The organism is Caulobacter hibisci, from assembly GCF_016135805.1.
Classification (GTDB): domain Bacteria; phylum Pseudomonadota; class Alphaproteobacteria; order Caulobacterales; family Caulobacteraceae; genus Caulobacter; species Caulobacter hibisci.
In genome coordinates this window covers 16583-30649 of the sequence record NZ_JADWOX010000014.1, presented here as the reverse complement: position 1 = coordinate 30649, position 14067 = coordinate 16583, and the positions used below count along the sequence as shown (strand labels likewise).

At 67.0% G+C, this 14067-nt stretch carries 13 protein-coding genes; 11 read left to right on the top strand and 2 right to left on the bottom strand.

What is annotated here, in order from left to right:
- The first annotated feature begins 113 nt into the window (after positions 1-113).
- Positions 114-2075, top strand: coding sequence for a TonB-dependent receptor (locus tag I4Q42_RS18010; protein WP_198577476.1), 1962 nt, complete (start codon positions 114-116; stop codon positions 2073-2075).
- A gap of 17 nt (positions 2076-2092) precedes the next feature.
- Positions 2093-2362 (top strand): hypothetical protein, encoded by a 270-nt coding sequence (locus I4Q42_RS26445; RefSeq protein ID WP_332873108.1) that lies wholly within the window; start codon positions 2093-2095, stop codon positions 2360-2362.
- A gap of 166 nt (positions 2363-2528) precedes the next feature.
- Here I4Q42_RS26445 and I4Q42_RS18000 read toward each other — a convergent pair whose 3' ends face one another.
- Positions 2529-3629: a Gfo/Idh/MocA family protein gene (locus I4Q42_RS18000; protein WP_198577475.1), complete on the bottom strand. Its 1101-nt coding sequence runs from the start codon at positions 3627-3629 to the stop codon at positions 2529-2531.
- Between the two features lie 32 nt (positions 3630-3661).
- Here I4Q42_RS18000 and I4Q42_RS17995 point away from each other — a divergent pair, with 32 nt between their 5' ends.
- Positions 3662-4573, top strand: a complete 912-nt coding sequence (locus I4Q42_RS17995) for an aldo/keto reductase (protein ID WP_198577474.1) — start codon at positions 3662-3664, stop codon at positions 4571-4573.
- Positions 4570-5640 (top strand): LLM class flavin-dependent oxidoreductase, encoded by a 1071-nt coding sequence (locus tag I4Q42_RS17990; protein ID WP_198577473.1) that lies wholly within the window; start codon positions 4570-4572, stop codon positions 5638-5640. The genes I4Q42_RS17995 and I4Q42_RS17990 overlap by 4 nt, the downstream gene beginning before the upstream one ends.
- A gap of 56 nt (positions 5641-5696) precedes the next feature.
- Here the strand turns inward: I4Q42_RS17990 and I4Q42_RS17985 are convergent, their stop codons facing one another.
- The gene (locus I4Q42_RS17985; RefSeq protein ID WP_198577472.1) at positions 5697-7079 is read right to left on the bottom strand and encodes an MFS transporter; all 1383 of its coding nucleotides are present in this window, start codon (positions 7077-7079) and stop codon (positions 5697-5699) included.
- A gap of 167 nt (positions 7080-7246) precedes the next feature.
- Here I4Q42_RS17985 and cyoA point away from each other — a divergent pair, with 167 nt between their 5' ends.
- From cyoA to I4Q42_RS17950, 7 genes are read left to right on the top strand one after another with little or no spacing between them, the layout of a single operon-like run.
- The gene (gene cyoA, locus I4Q42_RS17980) at positions 7247-8347 is read left to right on the top strand and encodes a ubiquinol oxidase subunit II (RefSeq protein ID WP_198577471.1); all 1101 of its coding nucleotides are present in this window, start codon (positions 7247-7249) and stop codon (positions 8345-8347) included.
- Between the two features lie 19 nt (positions 8348-8366).
- On the top strand, positions 8367-10364 hold the full coding sequence (gene cyoB, locus I4Q42_RS17975; RefSeq protein ID WP_198577470.1) for a cytochrome o ubiquinol oxidase subunit I: 1998 nt from the start codon (positions 8367-8369) through the stop codon (positions 10362-10364).
- 2 nt (positions 10365-10366) lie between these two features.
- A complete protein-coding gene (gene cyoC / locus I4Q42_RS17970) occupies positions 10367-10990 on the top strand; it encodes a cytochrome o ubiquinol oxidase subunit III (RefSeq protein ID WP_232793259.1) in 624 nt (207 codons plus the stop codon).
- Positions 10987-11385: a cytochrome o ubiquinol oxidase subunit IV gene (cyoD, locus tag I4Q42_RS17965; RefSeq protein WP_198577469.1), complete on the top strand. Its 399-nt coding sequence runs from the start codon at positions 10987-10989 to the stop codon at positions 11383-11385. Before cyoC ends, cyoD begins: the two co-directional genes overlap by 4 nt.
- Entirely contained in the window at positions 11382-12125 is a 744-nt protein-coding gene (locus tag I4Q42_RS17960; RefSeq protein WP_332873107.1) for an SURF1 family protein, read from the top strand. The genes cyoD and I4Q42_RS17960 overlap by 4 nt, the downstream gene beginning before the upstream one ends.
- Positions 12122-13477 (top strand): ATP-binding protein, encoded by a 1356-nt coding sequence (locus tag I4Q42_RS17955; protein WP_198577468.1) that lies wholly within the window; start codon positions 12122-12124, stop codon positions 13475-13477. Before I4Q42_RS17960 ends, I4Q42_RS17955 begins: the two co-directional genes overlap by 4 nt.
- A complete protein-coding gene (locus tag I4Q42_RS17950; RefSeq protein WP_198577467.1) occupies positions 13467-14000 on the top strand; it encodes a response regulator transcription factor in 534 nt (177 codons plus the stop codon). The genes I4Q42_RS17955 and I4Q42_RS17950 overlap by 11 nt, the downstream gene beginning before the upstream one ends.
- Positions 14001-14067 lie beyond the last annotated feature (67 nt).

The following is a 14067-nucleotide window of genomic DNA, read 5'->3' as shown; positions in this document are numbered from 1 at the left end:
CTTAAGGAAATCCGAGGGTCGACCAAGAATATCTTCGTACTCCCACTGGATTAGTAGGAATAGGAACCTGTCCCTGGAAGCCGACGCCGAACGCCGGCCCTTGGGGATATGCCATGACTGTTCGTACCGCCGCCCGCCAGGGTCGCGCCCACACCCTGCGCCTGGCCCTGCTGGCCGGCGCCGCCGTTCTCGCCAGCGGAACCGCCGCCCTCGCCGAGACCGCCGACACCAATGTCGTCGACGAGGTCAAGGTGACCGCCCGCTATCGCGAGGAGTCGGTGACCAAGGTGCCGGTGGCCATCAGCGTCGTGTCGGGCGACGCCGTCGCCGCCAAGAACCTCAACAACCTGCAGGACATCGCCTCGACGATCCCGACGGTCGATTTCCGCACCGGGGCCTCGAACAAGGACCGTACCGTGTTCATCCGCGGCGTCGGCACCATCACCACCTCGCCGGGCGTCGAGCCCTCGGTCTCGACCGTGATCGACGGCGTGGTGCTGTCGCGTCCGGGCCAGACGACGCTGGACTTGGTCGAACTGGAGCGCATCGAGGTGCTGCGCGGCCCGCAGGGCACGCTGTTCGGCAAGAACGCCTCGGCCGGCGTGATCAACATCGTCAGCAAGAACCCGGGCGCCGAGCCGCACGCCTTCGCCGAGGCCGCCTGGTACGAAGGCGACGAGTACCGCCTGAAGGCTGGCGTCTCCGGCCCGCTGATCGACGGCAAGCTCGGCGCCAGCCTGTCGGTCCTGAAGAGCGGCTGGGACGGCAACGTCAAGAACGTCACCACCGGCGACACGGTGAACGGCTATGACCGCTTCGGCGGCCGCGCCAAGATCGTCGCCACGCCCAATGACGACCTGACCCTGAGCTTCGGCCTCGACTTCAGCCGCTCGGACGAGGATCCGCCGACCGGCGTCTTCGCCTCCAGCGACCGCGTCGCCTATCCGACTAACGTCGTGACGGCCAACCCGCTGCTGGTGGCCGCCCTGGCGGCTTCGGGCGTCACCGCCGGCGCCAACAACACCAAGACCAACGCCGACATCCGCAGCTTCGTGAACGACCGCAACGCCGGCGCCTCGATCCAGGCCGACTGGAAGCTGGGCGACTTCACGATCACCTCGATCACCGGCCGTCGCACCTGGAAGAACCACCAGCGCCAGGACTTCGACCAGCTGGCCGTGGCCACGGCCTCGATCCCGACCGCCCGCGACGACGGCAAGGTGGACTTCAGTCAGGTTTCGCAGGAGCTGCGCATCACCTCGCCCAAGGGCGGGCTGATCGACTACGTCGCCGGCCTCTACTACCTGAAGGCCGACACCGACGAGGTCTATCGCCGCGACCTGACCCGCATCGTCTCGGGCGCCGCGGTCAGCGACTACGGTATCGCCCGCTACGGCACGACCAGCGAGAACTATGCGCTGTTCGGCGAGGGCAACATCAACTTCACGCCGAAGTTCCGCGCCATTCTCGGCGCCCGGGCGATCCGCGACAAGCTCAGCTACTACCACGACCGCCAGGCCACCACGGCCGTGGCCCTGACCGGCATCCGTCCCAACCACACCAGCGCCAGCTCGCTGGAGAAGGACGGCTGGAGTGGCCGCGCCGGCCTGCAATACGACCTCGCCGAGACGGTCAACGTCTATGCGACCTACTCGCGCGGCTACAAGGGCCCGGCCTACAATACCTATTTCAACATGCAGGCGATCGACGAGATCTCGCTGAAGCCCGAGACCTCGGACTCGTATGAAGCCGGCATCAAGGGCACGGCCCTGGGCGGCCGCTTCGTCGGCGCCCTGGCGATCTTCAAGACCGACTACGAGAACTACCAGGCCAACTTCACCGACGTGACGGGCACGCCGCCGGCGATCATCAGTCGTCTGATCAACGCCGGTTCGGTGTCGAGCCAGGGCGTCGAAGGCGACTTCACCCTGCGTCCGGCCCAGGGCCTGAAGCTCGGCTTCTCGTTCGCCTATACCGACGCCACGGTCGAGCACTTCAACTGCCCGACCGGCGCGGCCTGCCCTTCGCCCCGAAGTGGAAGACCTATACCGACGTCGAGTACCGCACGCGCCTGACCGACGCCTTCGACGTCGTGCTGTCGACCGACTACAGCTGGAAGGACGACACCCAGTACTCGCTGGCCGAGACGCCCGACACCATCCAGAAGGCCTACGGCATCTGGAACGCGGGGATCGGCCTGGTCGGGGCTGAGAACGGCTGGACGGTCCGCGCGGTGGTCAAGAACATCGCCGACAAGTCCTACTCGCCGAACCTGGTCTATGGCGGCCTGGCCGGGGTGGTCCGCTACGTGCCTCGCGACAACGCCCGCTATTGGGGCCTGTCGGTGCGCAAGGAGTTCTAGGGGCCCTCTCCCAACTTGCCGTCTTTCCCGCCCTTGTGGCGGGAACCCCTGGGTCCGCTCGCATGTGAAAATGCGGCGGACCGCAGGCGGTCCGCTTCACTCGCACCTGCGGCTGAAAGAGGGTTTCCCGCCACGAGGGCGGGAATGACGGGAGTAAGAGAGTTTCTCAGAACCCCAGTTCAGCCAGCGTCACCACCCGCTTCTCGCGGGCGCTGATCTCGGCGGCGGTTCCGATGGCTACGGCCATCAGGCCGTCGCGGGCTGTCACCACGGCGGTTCCACCGTCGCGCACCGCATCGAGGAAGGCCCGAAGCTGGTAGAAGGTCGAGCCATGGTGCGTGCCCGCCTTCATCGCCGCCTCGTCGACCGGCACGTGCTCGCGGACCACCTTCTTGGGCGCGCCCAGGGGCACGCGCGGGGCGAAGACCAGGTCGCCCGGCGGGATCAGGGCCTCCAGGCGTGCCTGCGAGCCGGTCGCGGTCAGGGTCTCCTGCTCCTCGACGCCCTCGGCGAACATGCAGAGGTCCAGCATGGCCCGCACGCCGTTGTCGAACTCGACGACCGTGTAGCTGTTGTCGATGATGTCCGGCGTCTTGCCGTCGTAGCGTTCGTCCAGGTGGTTGACGTCCATGGCCCCCGAACAGAACACCGACACCGGCTCGCCCTTCACGATCAGGCGCATCAGGTCGAAGAAGTGGCAGCACTTCTCCACCATGGTGCCGCCGGTATTGGCCGAGAAGCGGTTCCAGTCGCCCACCTTGACCAGGAACGGAAAGCGGTGCTCGCGGATCGACAGCATGGCCAGCTTGCCGACGTCGCCGGCGTGGACGCGGCGGATGAACTCGGCGGCCGGCGGCATGAAGCGGTATTCCATCGCCGTCCAGAACAGGGCGCCGGTCTTGGCCGTGCGCGCATCGGCGGCCTCGGCCGCCCAGCGGGCGTCGGCCAGATCGCTGCACAGCGGCTTTTCGCAGAGGATCGCCACATTGGTGGCCAAGGCCGCTTCCAGAAACTTGCGGTGGGTGAAGTTGGGCGAGACGATGATCACCGCGTCGAGCTCGACCTTGGCCAGCATCTCGGCGCCGTCGGCGAAGGCCTCGACGCCGTCGGCCTTGTCGCCCAGGGTCGCCCGCGCCCAGTCCAGCGAGCCTGGAGTCGGGTCGGCGATGGCCGCCACGCGGGCGTCGGGCATCAGTTCGAGGTTGCGCAGATGCTCGTTGCCCATCATGCCGACCCCGATCAGACCGACCCTGAGCTTCTCAACCATCTTCAAATCCCCCGAACTGAAAGCACGTACATATGAGTGAGAGCCGCCAGTCACACGAACCCCGTCCGCTCGGCAAGAGCGGTATTTCCGTTTCTCCGCTGGCCTGGGGCATGTGGCGCTTCAAGGGGGAATCGGTCGCCGACGCCCGCCTGCTGGTCGAGACCGCGCTGGAAAGCGGGATCACCCTGCTGGACACCGCCGACGTCTACGGCGCCGACACGCCCTACGGCTTCGGCTCGTCGGAAGTCCTGCTCGGCAAGGTGCTGCGTGACGCCCCGCACCTGCGCGAGAAGTTCGTGCTGGCCTCCAAGGGCGGCATCATCCTGGGCGTGCCCTACGACTCCAGCGCCGACTATCTGGTCGCCGCCTGCGAAGCCTCGCTGCAGCGCCTGGGCGTCGAGAAGATCGACCTCTACCAGATCCACCGCCCCGACGTTCTGGCCCACCCGGCCGAGATCGCCCAGGCGCTGACCAAGCTGCGCGACCAGGGCAAGATCGACGCCGTCGGCGTGTCGAACTACCTGCCGAGCCAGGTGGCGGCCCTGCAGGCCCACCTGCCGTTTGCCCTGGCCAGCATCCAGCCGGAGTTCTCGCCCCTGACCATCGAGCCGCTGTCGGACGGCGTGCTCGACCAGGCGCTTGAGCGTGACCTGGCCGTGCTGGCCTGGTCGCCGCTGGGCGGCGGACGCCTCGTGGGGCAGGGGACCGACGATCGCGGCCGCGCCGTGATCGAGGCCCTCGACGTCATCGCTCGCGAACAGCATGTCGATCGCGCCGCCGTGGCCCTGGCCTGGATCATGGCCCACCCGTCGCGCCCGATCCCGATCGTCGGCTCGCAGACGCCCGAGCGCATCACGGCCTCGGCCGACGCCCTGCGCGTGAAGCTGAGCCGCACCCAGTGGTACGCGATCCTGACCGCCAGCCGCGGAGTTCCCCTGCCGTGAGCACGCTTCCTCCCTGCGAAGTCTCGTGGTTCTCGGCGCTGTGCGACGACGACTACGAGTTCCTCGGCGTTCCGGATCCGGCTCTGAAGGCGTCCTACGCCCACTGCCGCGACATCGCCCTGGCGGCCGAAAGCGGCGGGTTCGACAACCTGCTGCTGCCGTCGGGCTACAACCTCGGCATTGAGGGCGTGGCCTTCGCCGGCGGCCTGGCGCCGATCCTGCGAAAGCTGAAACTGCTCCTGGCCATCCGCTGCGGCGAGATGTGGCCGCCGCAGCTGGCCCGCCAGATCGCGACGCTGGACCAGATGCTGGAGGGCCGCCTGACCCTCAACATCATCTCCAGCGACCTGCCGGGCGAGACCCTGGCGTCCGGGCCGCGCTACGCCCGCACGCTGGAGGCGATGAAGATCCTGCGTTCGCTGCTCAACGGCGAGAGCATCGATTTCCAGGGCGAGTTCTATCAGCTGAAGCTCGACCCGCCGCGCCTGCGCACCGTCTCGGGCAAGTGCCCGCCGTTCTACTTCGGCGGCCTGTCGCACGAGGCCCGCGAGGTCGCCGCCCAGGGCGCCGACGTCTATCTGATGTGGCCCGACCGCATGGAGGTGGTGAAGGAGACCATCGAAGACCTGCGCGTTCGCGCCGCCGCCCATGGCCGCACGCTTCGCTTCGGTTATCGCGTGCACGTCGTGGTGCGCGAGACCGAGGAAGAGGCGAGGGCGGCCGCCGACCGGCTGCTGTCCAAGCTCGACGCCAAGGAAGGCGAGGCCATCCGCGCCAAGTCGCTGGACGCGGCCTCGTTCGGCGTGCGCCGTCAGGCCGAGCTGCGCGAGGCCTCGGCGGGCGACGGCTATGTCGAGGACAATCTGTGGACCGGCATCGGCCGGGCGCGGTCGGGCTGCGGCGCGGCTATCGTCGGCGATCCCGACCAGGTGCTGGCCAAGATCAACGCTTATCGCGAGATCGGCCTGGAGGCCTTCATCCTGTCGGGCTACCCGCATATCGCCGAGGCCGACCTCTTCGCCCGGCACGTGCTGCCGCGGCTGGATCACGCTCCGCTGTTCACCTGACATGACTGGGGCGGCTCTCGATGAGAGCCGCCCCTTCTGGTTTCAAAACCCGGTCGCTAGGCGGCCGGCGGCTTGTTGTGATGGCGCATTCGGCGGCGGCGGTCGATCGACAGGGCGACCAGGGTCGCGACCGCCCCCGAGGCCAGGTAGAGGCCGATGGCCGGCAGGCCCCAGAAGCTGGCCAGGGCCAGGGCGGCCAGGGGCGCGAAGCCCGCACCGACCAGCCACGACAGGTCCGAGGTCAGGGCCGCGCCGCTGTAGCGATAGCGGCGCTGGAAGCCCGAGCTGACCGCGCCGGAAGCCTGGCCGAACGACAGGCCCAGGATCGCGAAGCCCGCCACGACATAGACCGTCTGGCCGACGCTGCCGGCGTCCAGCAGCCAGGGCGCGGCCAGGCTGAAGATCGCGATCAGCACCGCCGACAGGGCCAGATGGTTCTGGCGACTGATGCGGTCGGCGATCCAGCCCGAGACCATGATGCCCACGACGCCCACCAGGGCGCCCACCAGCTCGATGCGCAGGAAGTTCAGCGCCTCGCCGCCGTCGTCGTGCAGGCTCACCCACGAGAGCGGGAACACCGTGACGAGGTGGAACATGGCGAAGGTGGCCAGCGGCGCGAAGGCGCCGATGATCACGTTGGAGCCTTGGGCTTTCATCAGGCTGGTCAGCGGCACGGGGCTGAGCTGGCCCTTCTCGAACAGCTTGCCGAATTCTTCCGTCGCGACGATCCGCAGGCGGGCGAACAAGGCTACCACGTTGATCGCGAAGGCCGCGAAGAACGGATAGCGCCAGCCCCAGTCGAGGAAGTCGGCCGAGCCCAGGCTCGCGACGAAATAGGCGAACAGGCCGCTGGCCAGCATGAAGCCGAACGGCGCGCCCAACTGTGGGATCATCGCGTACCAGCCGCGCTTCTTTTCAGGGGCGTTCAAAGCCAGCAGCGAGGCCATGCCGTCCCAGGCGCCGGCGAGGGCCAGGCCCTGTCCGATGCGGAAGGCCGCCAGGGCCCAGATCGAGAAGGCGCCGGCCGCGGCGTAGCCGGGCAGGAAGCTGATGGCGGCGGTCGAGCCGCCCAGCAGGAAGAGGGCGATGGTAAGCTTCACGCCGCGACCGTAGTTGCGGTCGATGACCCCGAAGATCGCCGAGCCGATCGGCCGGGCGATGAAGGCCAGCGAGAAGATCGCGAACGAGCACAGCACGCCCGTCAGGCGGTCGAAGAACGGAAAGAAGAGGTGAGGGAAAACCAGCACCGAGGCGATGGCATAGACGAAGAAGTCGAAAAACTCGGAAGTGCGCCCGATGATCACCCCGATGGCGATCTCGCCGGGCCGGACCCCCTTGTGGTCGGCGTGCAATCGCCGCGCGTCGCGCTCCAGGCCCGATGAGGTCGGCCCCGGTCCGGCTGGCCCTGGTCCAACTGGCAGTGCGAAATCTTGACTCATATGGCTACCGCCTGTTCCTGTTGTTCCGTCCCAAACTCTTTTCATGCCGTCTTGCCGACGGTCTGAACGTGAGCATGAGACCAACTGCCCCGTTCTGGCAAACGCCTTGATGCGTCTTCGGCTCCGCATTTCCGTGTTGCACTGCGGCGCCTAGGACAAATGGTCCAATGTCCCGGCCCCGCGCGTTAGCTTATCGCGCGCCGCCAGTACGTCCGAAGTCCAGGTTCCTCATGACTCTGAGTCCCTTGAAGAAGCTCGCCCTGCTGCCCGTCCTGCTCGCGTTGAGCGGGTGCGACTGGGTCGTGATGAATCCATCCGGCGACATCGCCACGCAGCAGCGCGACCTGATCATCCTCTCGACCCTGCTGATGCTGGTCATCATCATTCCGGTCATTTTCCTGACCCTGTTCTTCGCCTGGAAGTACCGGCAGTCGAACAAGACGGCCAAGTACGACCCCGAATGGCACCACTCGACCAAGCTCGAGATCGTGATCTGGGCCGCGCCGCTGGTGATCATCATGATCCTGGGCGCCGTCACCTGGACCAGCACTCACCTGCTCGACCCGTACCGTCCGCTCGACCGCCTGGCGCCGGGCCGCTCGGCCGAAGGCGTCAAGCCGCTGAAGGTCCAGGTCGTCGCCCTCGATTGGAAGTGGCTGTTCATCTATCCGGAACTGGGCGTCGCCACGGTCAACGAACTGGCCGCGCCGGTCGACACGCCGATCGACTTCGACCTGACGGCCTCGTCGGTTATGAACTCGTTCTACGTGCCCGCCCTGGCCGGCCAGATCTACGCCATGCCCGGCATGCGCACCAAGCTGCACGCCGTGATCAACAAGCCCGGCACGTTCGACGGCTTCTCGGCCAACTACAGCGGCGAGGGCTTCTCGCACATGCGCTTCAAGTTCCACGGCATGAGCAAGGCCGAGTTCGACAAGTGGGCCGCCGACGTCCGCAAGAGCGACGGCCGCCTCGATGGAACCCGCTACCTCGTCCTGGAAAAGCCCAGCGAGAAGGTACCACCCCAGCGCTTCGCTTCGGTCGAGGCCGGCCTGTTCGACAAGGCGGTCAACCGTTGCGTCGAGCCGGGCAAGATGTGCCAACACGACATGATGGCCATCGACAAGGCCGGCGGCCTCGGCATGGCCGGGACCACCAACGTCACCACCCTCGAATACGACAAGCGGGTCCGGCGCGGGGAGGGCGGCATCCGCTCGTTCGTCGCCGCGCTCTGCGCCCCCAAGTCCGCGCCCGCCGAAGCGCGCTGATCAAAGCCTAGAGATCATCATGTCCCCGGACCTCGTAAAAACGATCTTCGGCCGTCTCACATGGGACGCCATCCCCTTCCACGAGCCGATCCTGCTCGGCACGTTCGCCATGGTCGCGCTGGGCGGCATCACCGTCCTGGCCGCCCTGACCTATTTCAAGGTCTGGGGCTATCTGTGGCGTGAGTGGCTGACCAGCGTCGACCACAAGAAGATCGGCGTGATGTACATCATCCTCGCCATCATCATGCTGCTGCGCGGCTTCGCCGACGCCCTGATGATGCGGGCCCAGCAGGCTTTGGCCTTCGGCGACGCCGCCGGCTATCTGCCGCCGCACCACTACGACCAGGTCTTCACCGCCCACGGCGTGATCATGATCTTCTTCGTGGCGATGCCGCTGATCACCGGCCTGATGAACCTCGTCGTGCCGCTGCAGATCGGCGCCCGCGACGTGGCCTTCCCGTTCCTGAACAATTTCAGCTTCTGGATGACGGTCGGCGGCGCGGTGACGGTGATGCTGTCGCTGTTCGTCGGCGAGTTCGCCCGCACCGGCTGGCTGGCTTATCCGCCGCTATCGAATTTGGCGTACAGTCCAGATGTCGGGGTGGATTACTACATCTGGTCCCTGCAGATCGCGGGCGTCGGCACCACCCTTTCGGGCATCAACCTGATCGTCACGATCGTGAAGATGCGCGCGCCGGGCATGAGCCTGATGAAGATGCCGGTGTTCACCTGGACCTCGCTGTGCAGCAACGTCCTGATCGTCGCCAGCTTCCCGATCCTCACGGCCGTCCTGGCCCTGCTGACCGCCGACCGCTACCTGCACACCAACTTCTTCACGAACGACTTCGGCGGCAACCCGATGATGTACGTGAACCTGATCTGGATCTGGGGTCACCCGGAAGTCTACATCCTGGTGCTGCCGGCCTTCGGCGTGTTCTCGGAAGTCGTCTCGACCTTCTGCAGCAAGCGCCTGTTCGGCTATAGCTCGATGGTCTACGCCACGGTCGTCATCACGATCCTGTCGTACCTGGTGTGGCTGCACCACTTCTTCACCATGGGCTCGGGCGCCAGCGTGAACTCGTTCTTCGGGATCACGACGATGATCATTTCGATCCCGACAGGGGCGAAGATCTTCAACTGGCTGTTCACGATGTACCGCGGCCGCATCCGCTTCGAAGTGCCGATGCTGTGGACCGTCGGCTTCATGGTCACCTTCGTCATCGGCGGCATGACCGGCGTCCTGCTGGCCGTCCCGCCCGCCGACTTCGTGCTGCACAACTCGCTGTTCCTGATCGCCCACTTCCACAACGTGATCATCGGCGGCGTCGTGTTCGGCATGTTCGCCGGCATCGTCTACTGGTTCCCCAAGGCCTTCGGCTTCAAGCTCGACCCGTTCTGGGGCAAGGTCTCGTTCTGGTTCTGGCAGATCGGCTTCTTCTTCGCCTTCATGCCGCTCTATGTCCTGGGCCTGATGGGCGTGACCCGCCGCGTCAGCCACTTCGAGGACCCGAGCCTGCAGATCTGGTTCGTGATCGCCGCCTTCGGCGCCGTTCTGATCCTGATCGGCATCATCGCCTTCATCCTGCAGATGGTCGTCGGCTTCATGAAGCGCGAGCAGTACGCCGACGTGACCGGCGATCCCTGGGGCGGCCGTACGCTGGAGTGGTCGACCTCGTCGCCGCCGCCGGCCTACAACTTCGCCTTCACGCCCGTCATCCATGAGATCGACGCCTGGCACGACATGAAGCAGCGCGGCTACGAGCGTCCGACCAACGGGTTCATCCCGATCCACATGCCGAAGAACACCGGCGCGGGGGTCGTGATGGCCGGGATCAGCATCGTGCTCGGCTTCGCGATGATCTGGCACATCTGGTGGCTGGCGGTGATCTCGTTCGCCGCGCTGATCGTCTCGGCGATCGTCCACACCTTCAACTTCAAGCGTGACTACTACATTCCGGCCGAGGAGGTCGTCCGCATCGAGGACGCCCGCACCGAAGCCCTGCGGAGCCTCGCGTAATCATGGCCCACGCCCAGACCCTGACCGAAGCGGACAACACCCGCTTCCACCTGACCGAGGACCACCATCCGGAGAACGGGACCCTGCTGGGGTTCTGGATCTACCTGATGAGCGACTGCCTGATCTTCGCGGTCCTGTTCGCCTGCTACGCCGTGCTCGGCCGCAACTACGCGGCCGGCCCCTCGGGGGCGGATCTGTTCGATCTGCCCATCGTGGCGGTCAACACCGCGCTGCTGCTGTTCTCGTCGATCACCTACGGCTTCGCCATGCTCTCGGCCCAGGCCAAGAAGGTGACGCCGACCCTGGTGTGGCTGGCGATCACCGGCCTGTTCGGCCTCGGCTTCCTGTCGCTGGAGCTCTACGAGTTCCATCACCTCATCCATGAGGGCGCGGGTCCGCAGCGCAGCGCCTTCCTGTCGTCGTTCTTCGTCCTGGTCGGCACCCACGGCCTGCACGTGACCTTCGGCATCATCTGGCTGGTCACCCTTATGGTGCAGGTCAGCCAGCGCGGCCTCGGCGTCGAAATGAAGCGCCGCCTGATGTGCCTGTCGATGTTCTGGCACTTCCTCGACGTCATCTGGATCGGCGTCTTCTCGTTCGTCTATCTGCTCGGAGTCCTGAAATGAGCGCGGCCAGCCACGATGCGCACGACGCTCACGATCATGGGCACGACCACCACGACGGTGGCGCCGCTCACGGCACGCTGAAAGACTATGTGATCGGCTTCGTGCTGGCGGTGATCCTCACCGCCATCCCGTTCTGGCTGGTCATGGCCGACGTGCTGCCGACCCACCAGATGACCGCCGTAGCGGTCATGGGCCTAGCCGCGATCCAGGTGGTCGTCCACATGATCTACTTCCTGCACATGAACCCGCGGTCGGAAGGCGGCTGGACCATGCTGGCCCTGGTGTTCACCCTGATCGTGGTGGTGATCGCCCTGGCCGGTTCGCTTTGGGTCATGCACAACCTCGACACCCACATGATGGCTCCGATGCCGCACGACATGCGGCAGGCCCCGTGATCAAGGCCCGCCGCGGCGGCGCCCGGACGATCGCCTTGGTCGGGCTCTGCCTGGCCTTCACGGCGTTCTTCCTGGCGCTCTGCGGCTGGCAGGTCCAGCGCAGGGCCTGGAAGCTCGACCTGATCGCCCGGGTCGAGCAGCGCATCCACGCAGAGCCGACCCCGCCCCCCGGTCCCGACCGCTGGGCGGGGATCAGCCAGGCCTCCGACGGCTATCGCCGCGTGCGCCTCGCGGGGCGTTTCCTGCACGACCGCGAGACTCTGGTTCAGGCCGTGACCCGCGAAGGGCCCGGCTTCTGGGTCGTCACTCCGCTCGCCACCGATCAAGGCTTCGACGTCCTCGTCAATCGCGGCTTCGTACCCGCAGATCACCGCGCGCCCGGAACCCGTCTGGCCGCCCAGGCCGCCGGTCCGGTCAGCGTCGTCGGCCTGCTGCGCCTGACCGAGCCGCATGGCGGCTTCCTGCGCAGCAACGACCCGGCCGGCGGCCGCTGGTACTCCCGCGACGTCCCGGCGATCGCCAAGGCCAAGGGGCTGGGGCCGACCGCGCCCTATTTCATCGACGCGGACGCCACGGCCAATCCCGGGGGCTGGCCCATGGGCGGCTTGACCGTCGTCAATTTCCCCAACAGCCACCTGGTCTATGCTCTGACATGGTTCGGCCTGGCGCTGCTGACCGGCGGCGCGGCCGCCTATGTTCTGTTCGACGCGCGCCGGAACCGGGTTAAAGAGGCCCCATGACGCCGACCGCCCGCCTCCTGATCGCCGGCATGTCGGGCTGGCTTTCGGGGGCGCGGGCCGCGGACAACGCGGCGAACCCCGCCGACGCCATCGCCCGCCAGAACATGCTGCAGCTGATCCACCTGCGCTGGATCGCCGTGGTCGGTCAGGTCGTGACCATCCTGGCCGTGCACTTCAGTCTCGGTTTCGCGCTGCCGCTAGCGGCGATGATGCTGGTGCTGGCCGCGCTGGTGGTGCTGAACCTCGCCAGTCTGCTGCGCCTGAAGAGCGCCCAGCCGCTGGGCCCCTACGACCTGTTCTCGGCCCTGGCGCTGGACGCCCTGGCCCTGACCGCACAGCTCTATTTCAGCGGCGGCGCCACCAACCCGTTCACGACCCTCTACCTGCTGCACGTGATCCTGGGCGTGGTGCTGCTCGAGGTCTGGGCGACCTGGGCGATCGTGTTCCTGACCAGCTTCTGCTTCCTGATGCTGGTGGCCTTCAACCGTCCGGTGATCGCCAGCGGCCTCAGCGACCAGGCGTTCTTCGGCCTGTTCATCATGGGCATGATGATGGGGGTGGTGCTGGACGCGGTGCTGCTGGTGACCTTCGTCTCGCGGATCAACACCAACCTGCGCCGCCACGACGCCCACCTGGCCGAGCTGCGCCAGCGGGCCGCCGAAGAGACCCACATCGTCCGCATGGGCCTGCTGGCCTCCGGCGCGGCGCACGAGCTGGGCACGCCGCTGGCCACCTTGGACGTCATCCTCGGCGACTGGCGGCGCATGCCGGTGTTCATGGCCGACCCCGAGCTCGCCCAGGAGCTGGAGGACATGCGCGGCGAGGTCCAGCGCTGCAAGCAGATCGTCACCGGCGTGCTGCTGTCGGCCGGCGAGGCGCGGGGCGACGAGGTCCGCGTCAGCGGCCTGCGGGCCTTCATGGACGAGGTGGTCGCCGAGTGGCGCGCCACCCGCAACAGCGACGTGCTGGTCTACGAGACCGACCTGGTCACGCCGTTCTCGATCGTCGCGGAATCGACCCTCAAGCAGGTGATCCACAACGTCCTCGACAACGCCCTGGACGCCTCGCCCGAGGCGGTGCGGCTGCATGTCGGGGTCAGCGGCGGGCTGATCGTCATCGAGGTCGACGACGACGGTCCGGGCTTCGCGCCCGACACCCTCGAGAACTTCGGCCGGCCCTACAATTCGACCAAGGGGCGAGCAGGGGGCGGCCTGGGCCTCTTCCTGGTCGTCAACGTGCTGCGCAAGCTGGGCGGCGAGGTGCGGGCCGAGAACCGCCCCGAGGGCGGCGCCAGCGTCGTCCTGATCCTGCCCCTGGCCTCGCTGCAGATCCGGAGGCATCATGCCCGCTGAGCGCAAGCTGATCATCGTCGAGGACGACGAGAAGTTCGCCGCCACCCTCAAGCGCTCCTTCGAGCGCCGGGGTTACGAGGTGGTCCACGTCCATGGCCTGGACGAGGCCCTGGCGGCGCTGGAGACCTTCACGCCGCGCTACGCCGTCGTCGACCTCAAGCTGGCCGGCGAGTCGGGCCTGACCTGCGTGCAGGCGCTGATCGCCCGTGACCCGGACATGCTGATCGTGGTGCTGACCGGCTTCGCCAGCATCGCCACGGCGGTCGAGGCGATCAAGCTGGGCGCCTGCCACTACTTGGCCAAGCCCTCCAACACCGACGACATCGAGGCGGCCTTCGACAAGCGTGAAGGCGACGCCGGCGCGGTCATTGGCGAACGCGCCACCTCCCTGAAGAACCTGGAGTGGGAGCGGATCCACCAGACCCTGGTCGAGACCGACTTCAACATCTCCGAGACCGCCCGGCGCCTCGGCATGCACCGCCGCACCCTGGCCCGGAAGCTGGAAAAGCGCCGGATCACCTGACGGCTGCGCGCCGTTCCACTCCCGATCGCCGTCCACATCCCTTGATCCGTCAGCGCGCGGGTGTGCT

Bases quoted from the DNA above. Each gene is read 5' to 3' on its own strand.
- I4Q42_RS18010 (WP_198577476.1), top strand. From the start codon at position 114: ATGACTGTTCGTACCGCCGCCCGCCAGGGTCGCGCCCACACCCTGCGC.
- I4Q42_RS18000 (WP_198577475.1), bottom strand. From the start codon at position 3,629: ATGGTTGAGAAGCTCAGGGTCGGTCTGATCGGGGTCGGCATGATGGGC.
- I4Q42_RS17995 (WP_198577474.1), top strand. From the start codon at position 3,662: ATGAGTGAGAGCCGCCAGTCACACGAACCCCGTCCGCTCGGCAAGAGC.
- I4Q42_RS17985 (WP_198577472.1), bottom strand. From the start codon at position 7,079: ATGAGTCAAGATTTCGCACTGCCAGTTGGACCAGGGCCAGCCGGACCG.
- cyoA (WP_198577471.1), top strand. From the start codon at position 7,247: ATGTCCCGGCCCCGCGCGTTAGCTTATCGCGCGCCGCCAGTACGTCCG.
- cyoB (WP_198577470.1), top strand. From the start codon at position 8,367: ATGTCCCCGGACCTCGTAAAAACGATCTTCGGCCGTCTCACATGGGAC.
- cyoC (WP_232793259.1), top strand. From the start codon at position 10,367: ATGGCCCACGCCCAGACCCTGACCGAAGCGGACAACACCCGCTTCCAC.
- cyoD (WP_198577469.1), top strand. From the start codon at position 10,987: ATGAGCGCGGCCAGCCACGATGCGCACGACGCTCACGATCATGGGCAC.
- I4Q42_RS17955 (WP_198577468.1), top strand. From the start codon at position 12,122: ATGACGCCGACCGCCCGCCTCCTGATCGCCGGCATGTCGGGCTGGCTT.
- I4Q42_RS17950 (WP_198577467.1), top strand. From the start codon at position 13,467: ATGCCCGCTGAGCGCAAGCTGATCATCGTCGAGGACGACGAGAAGTTC.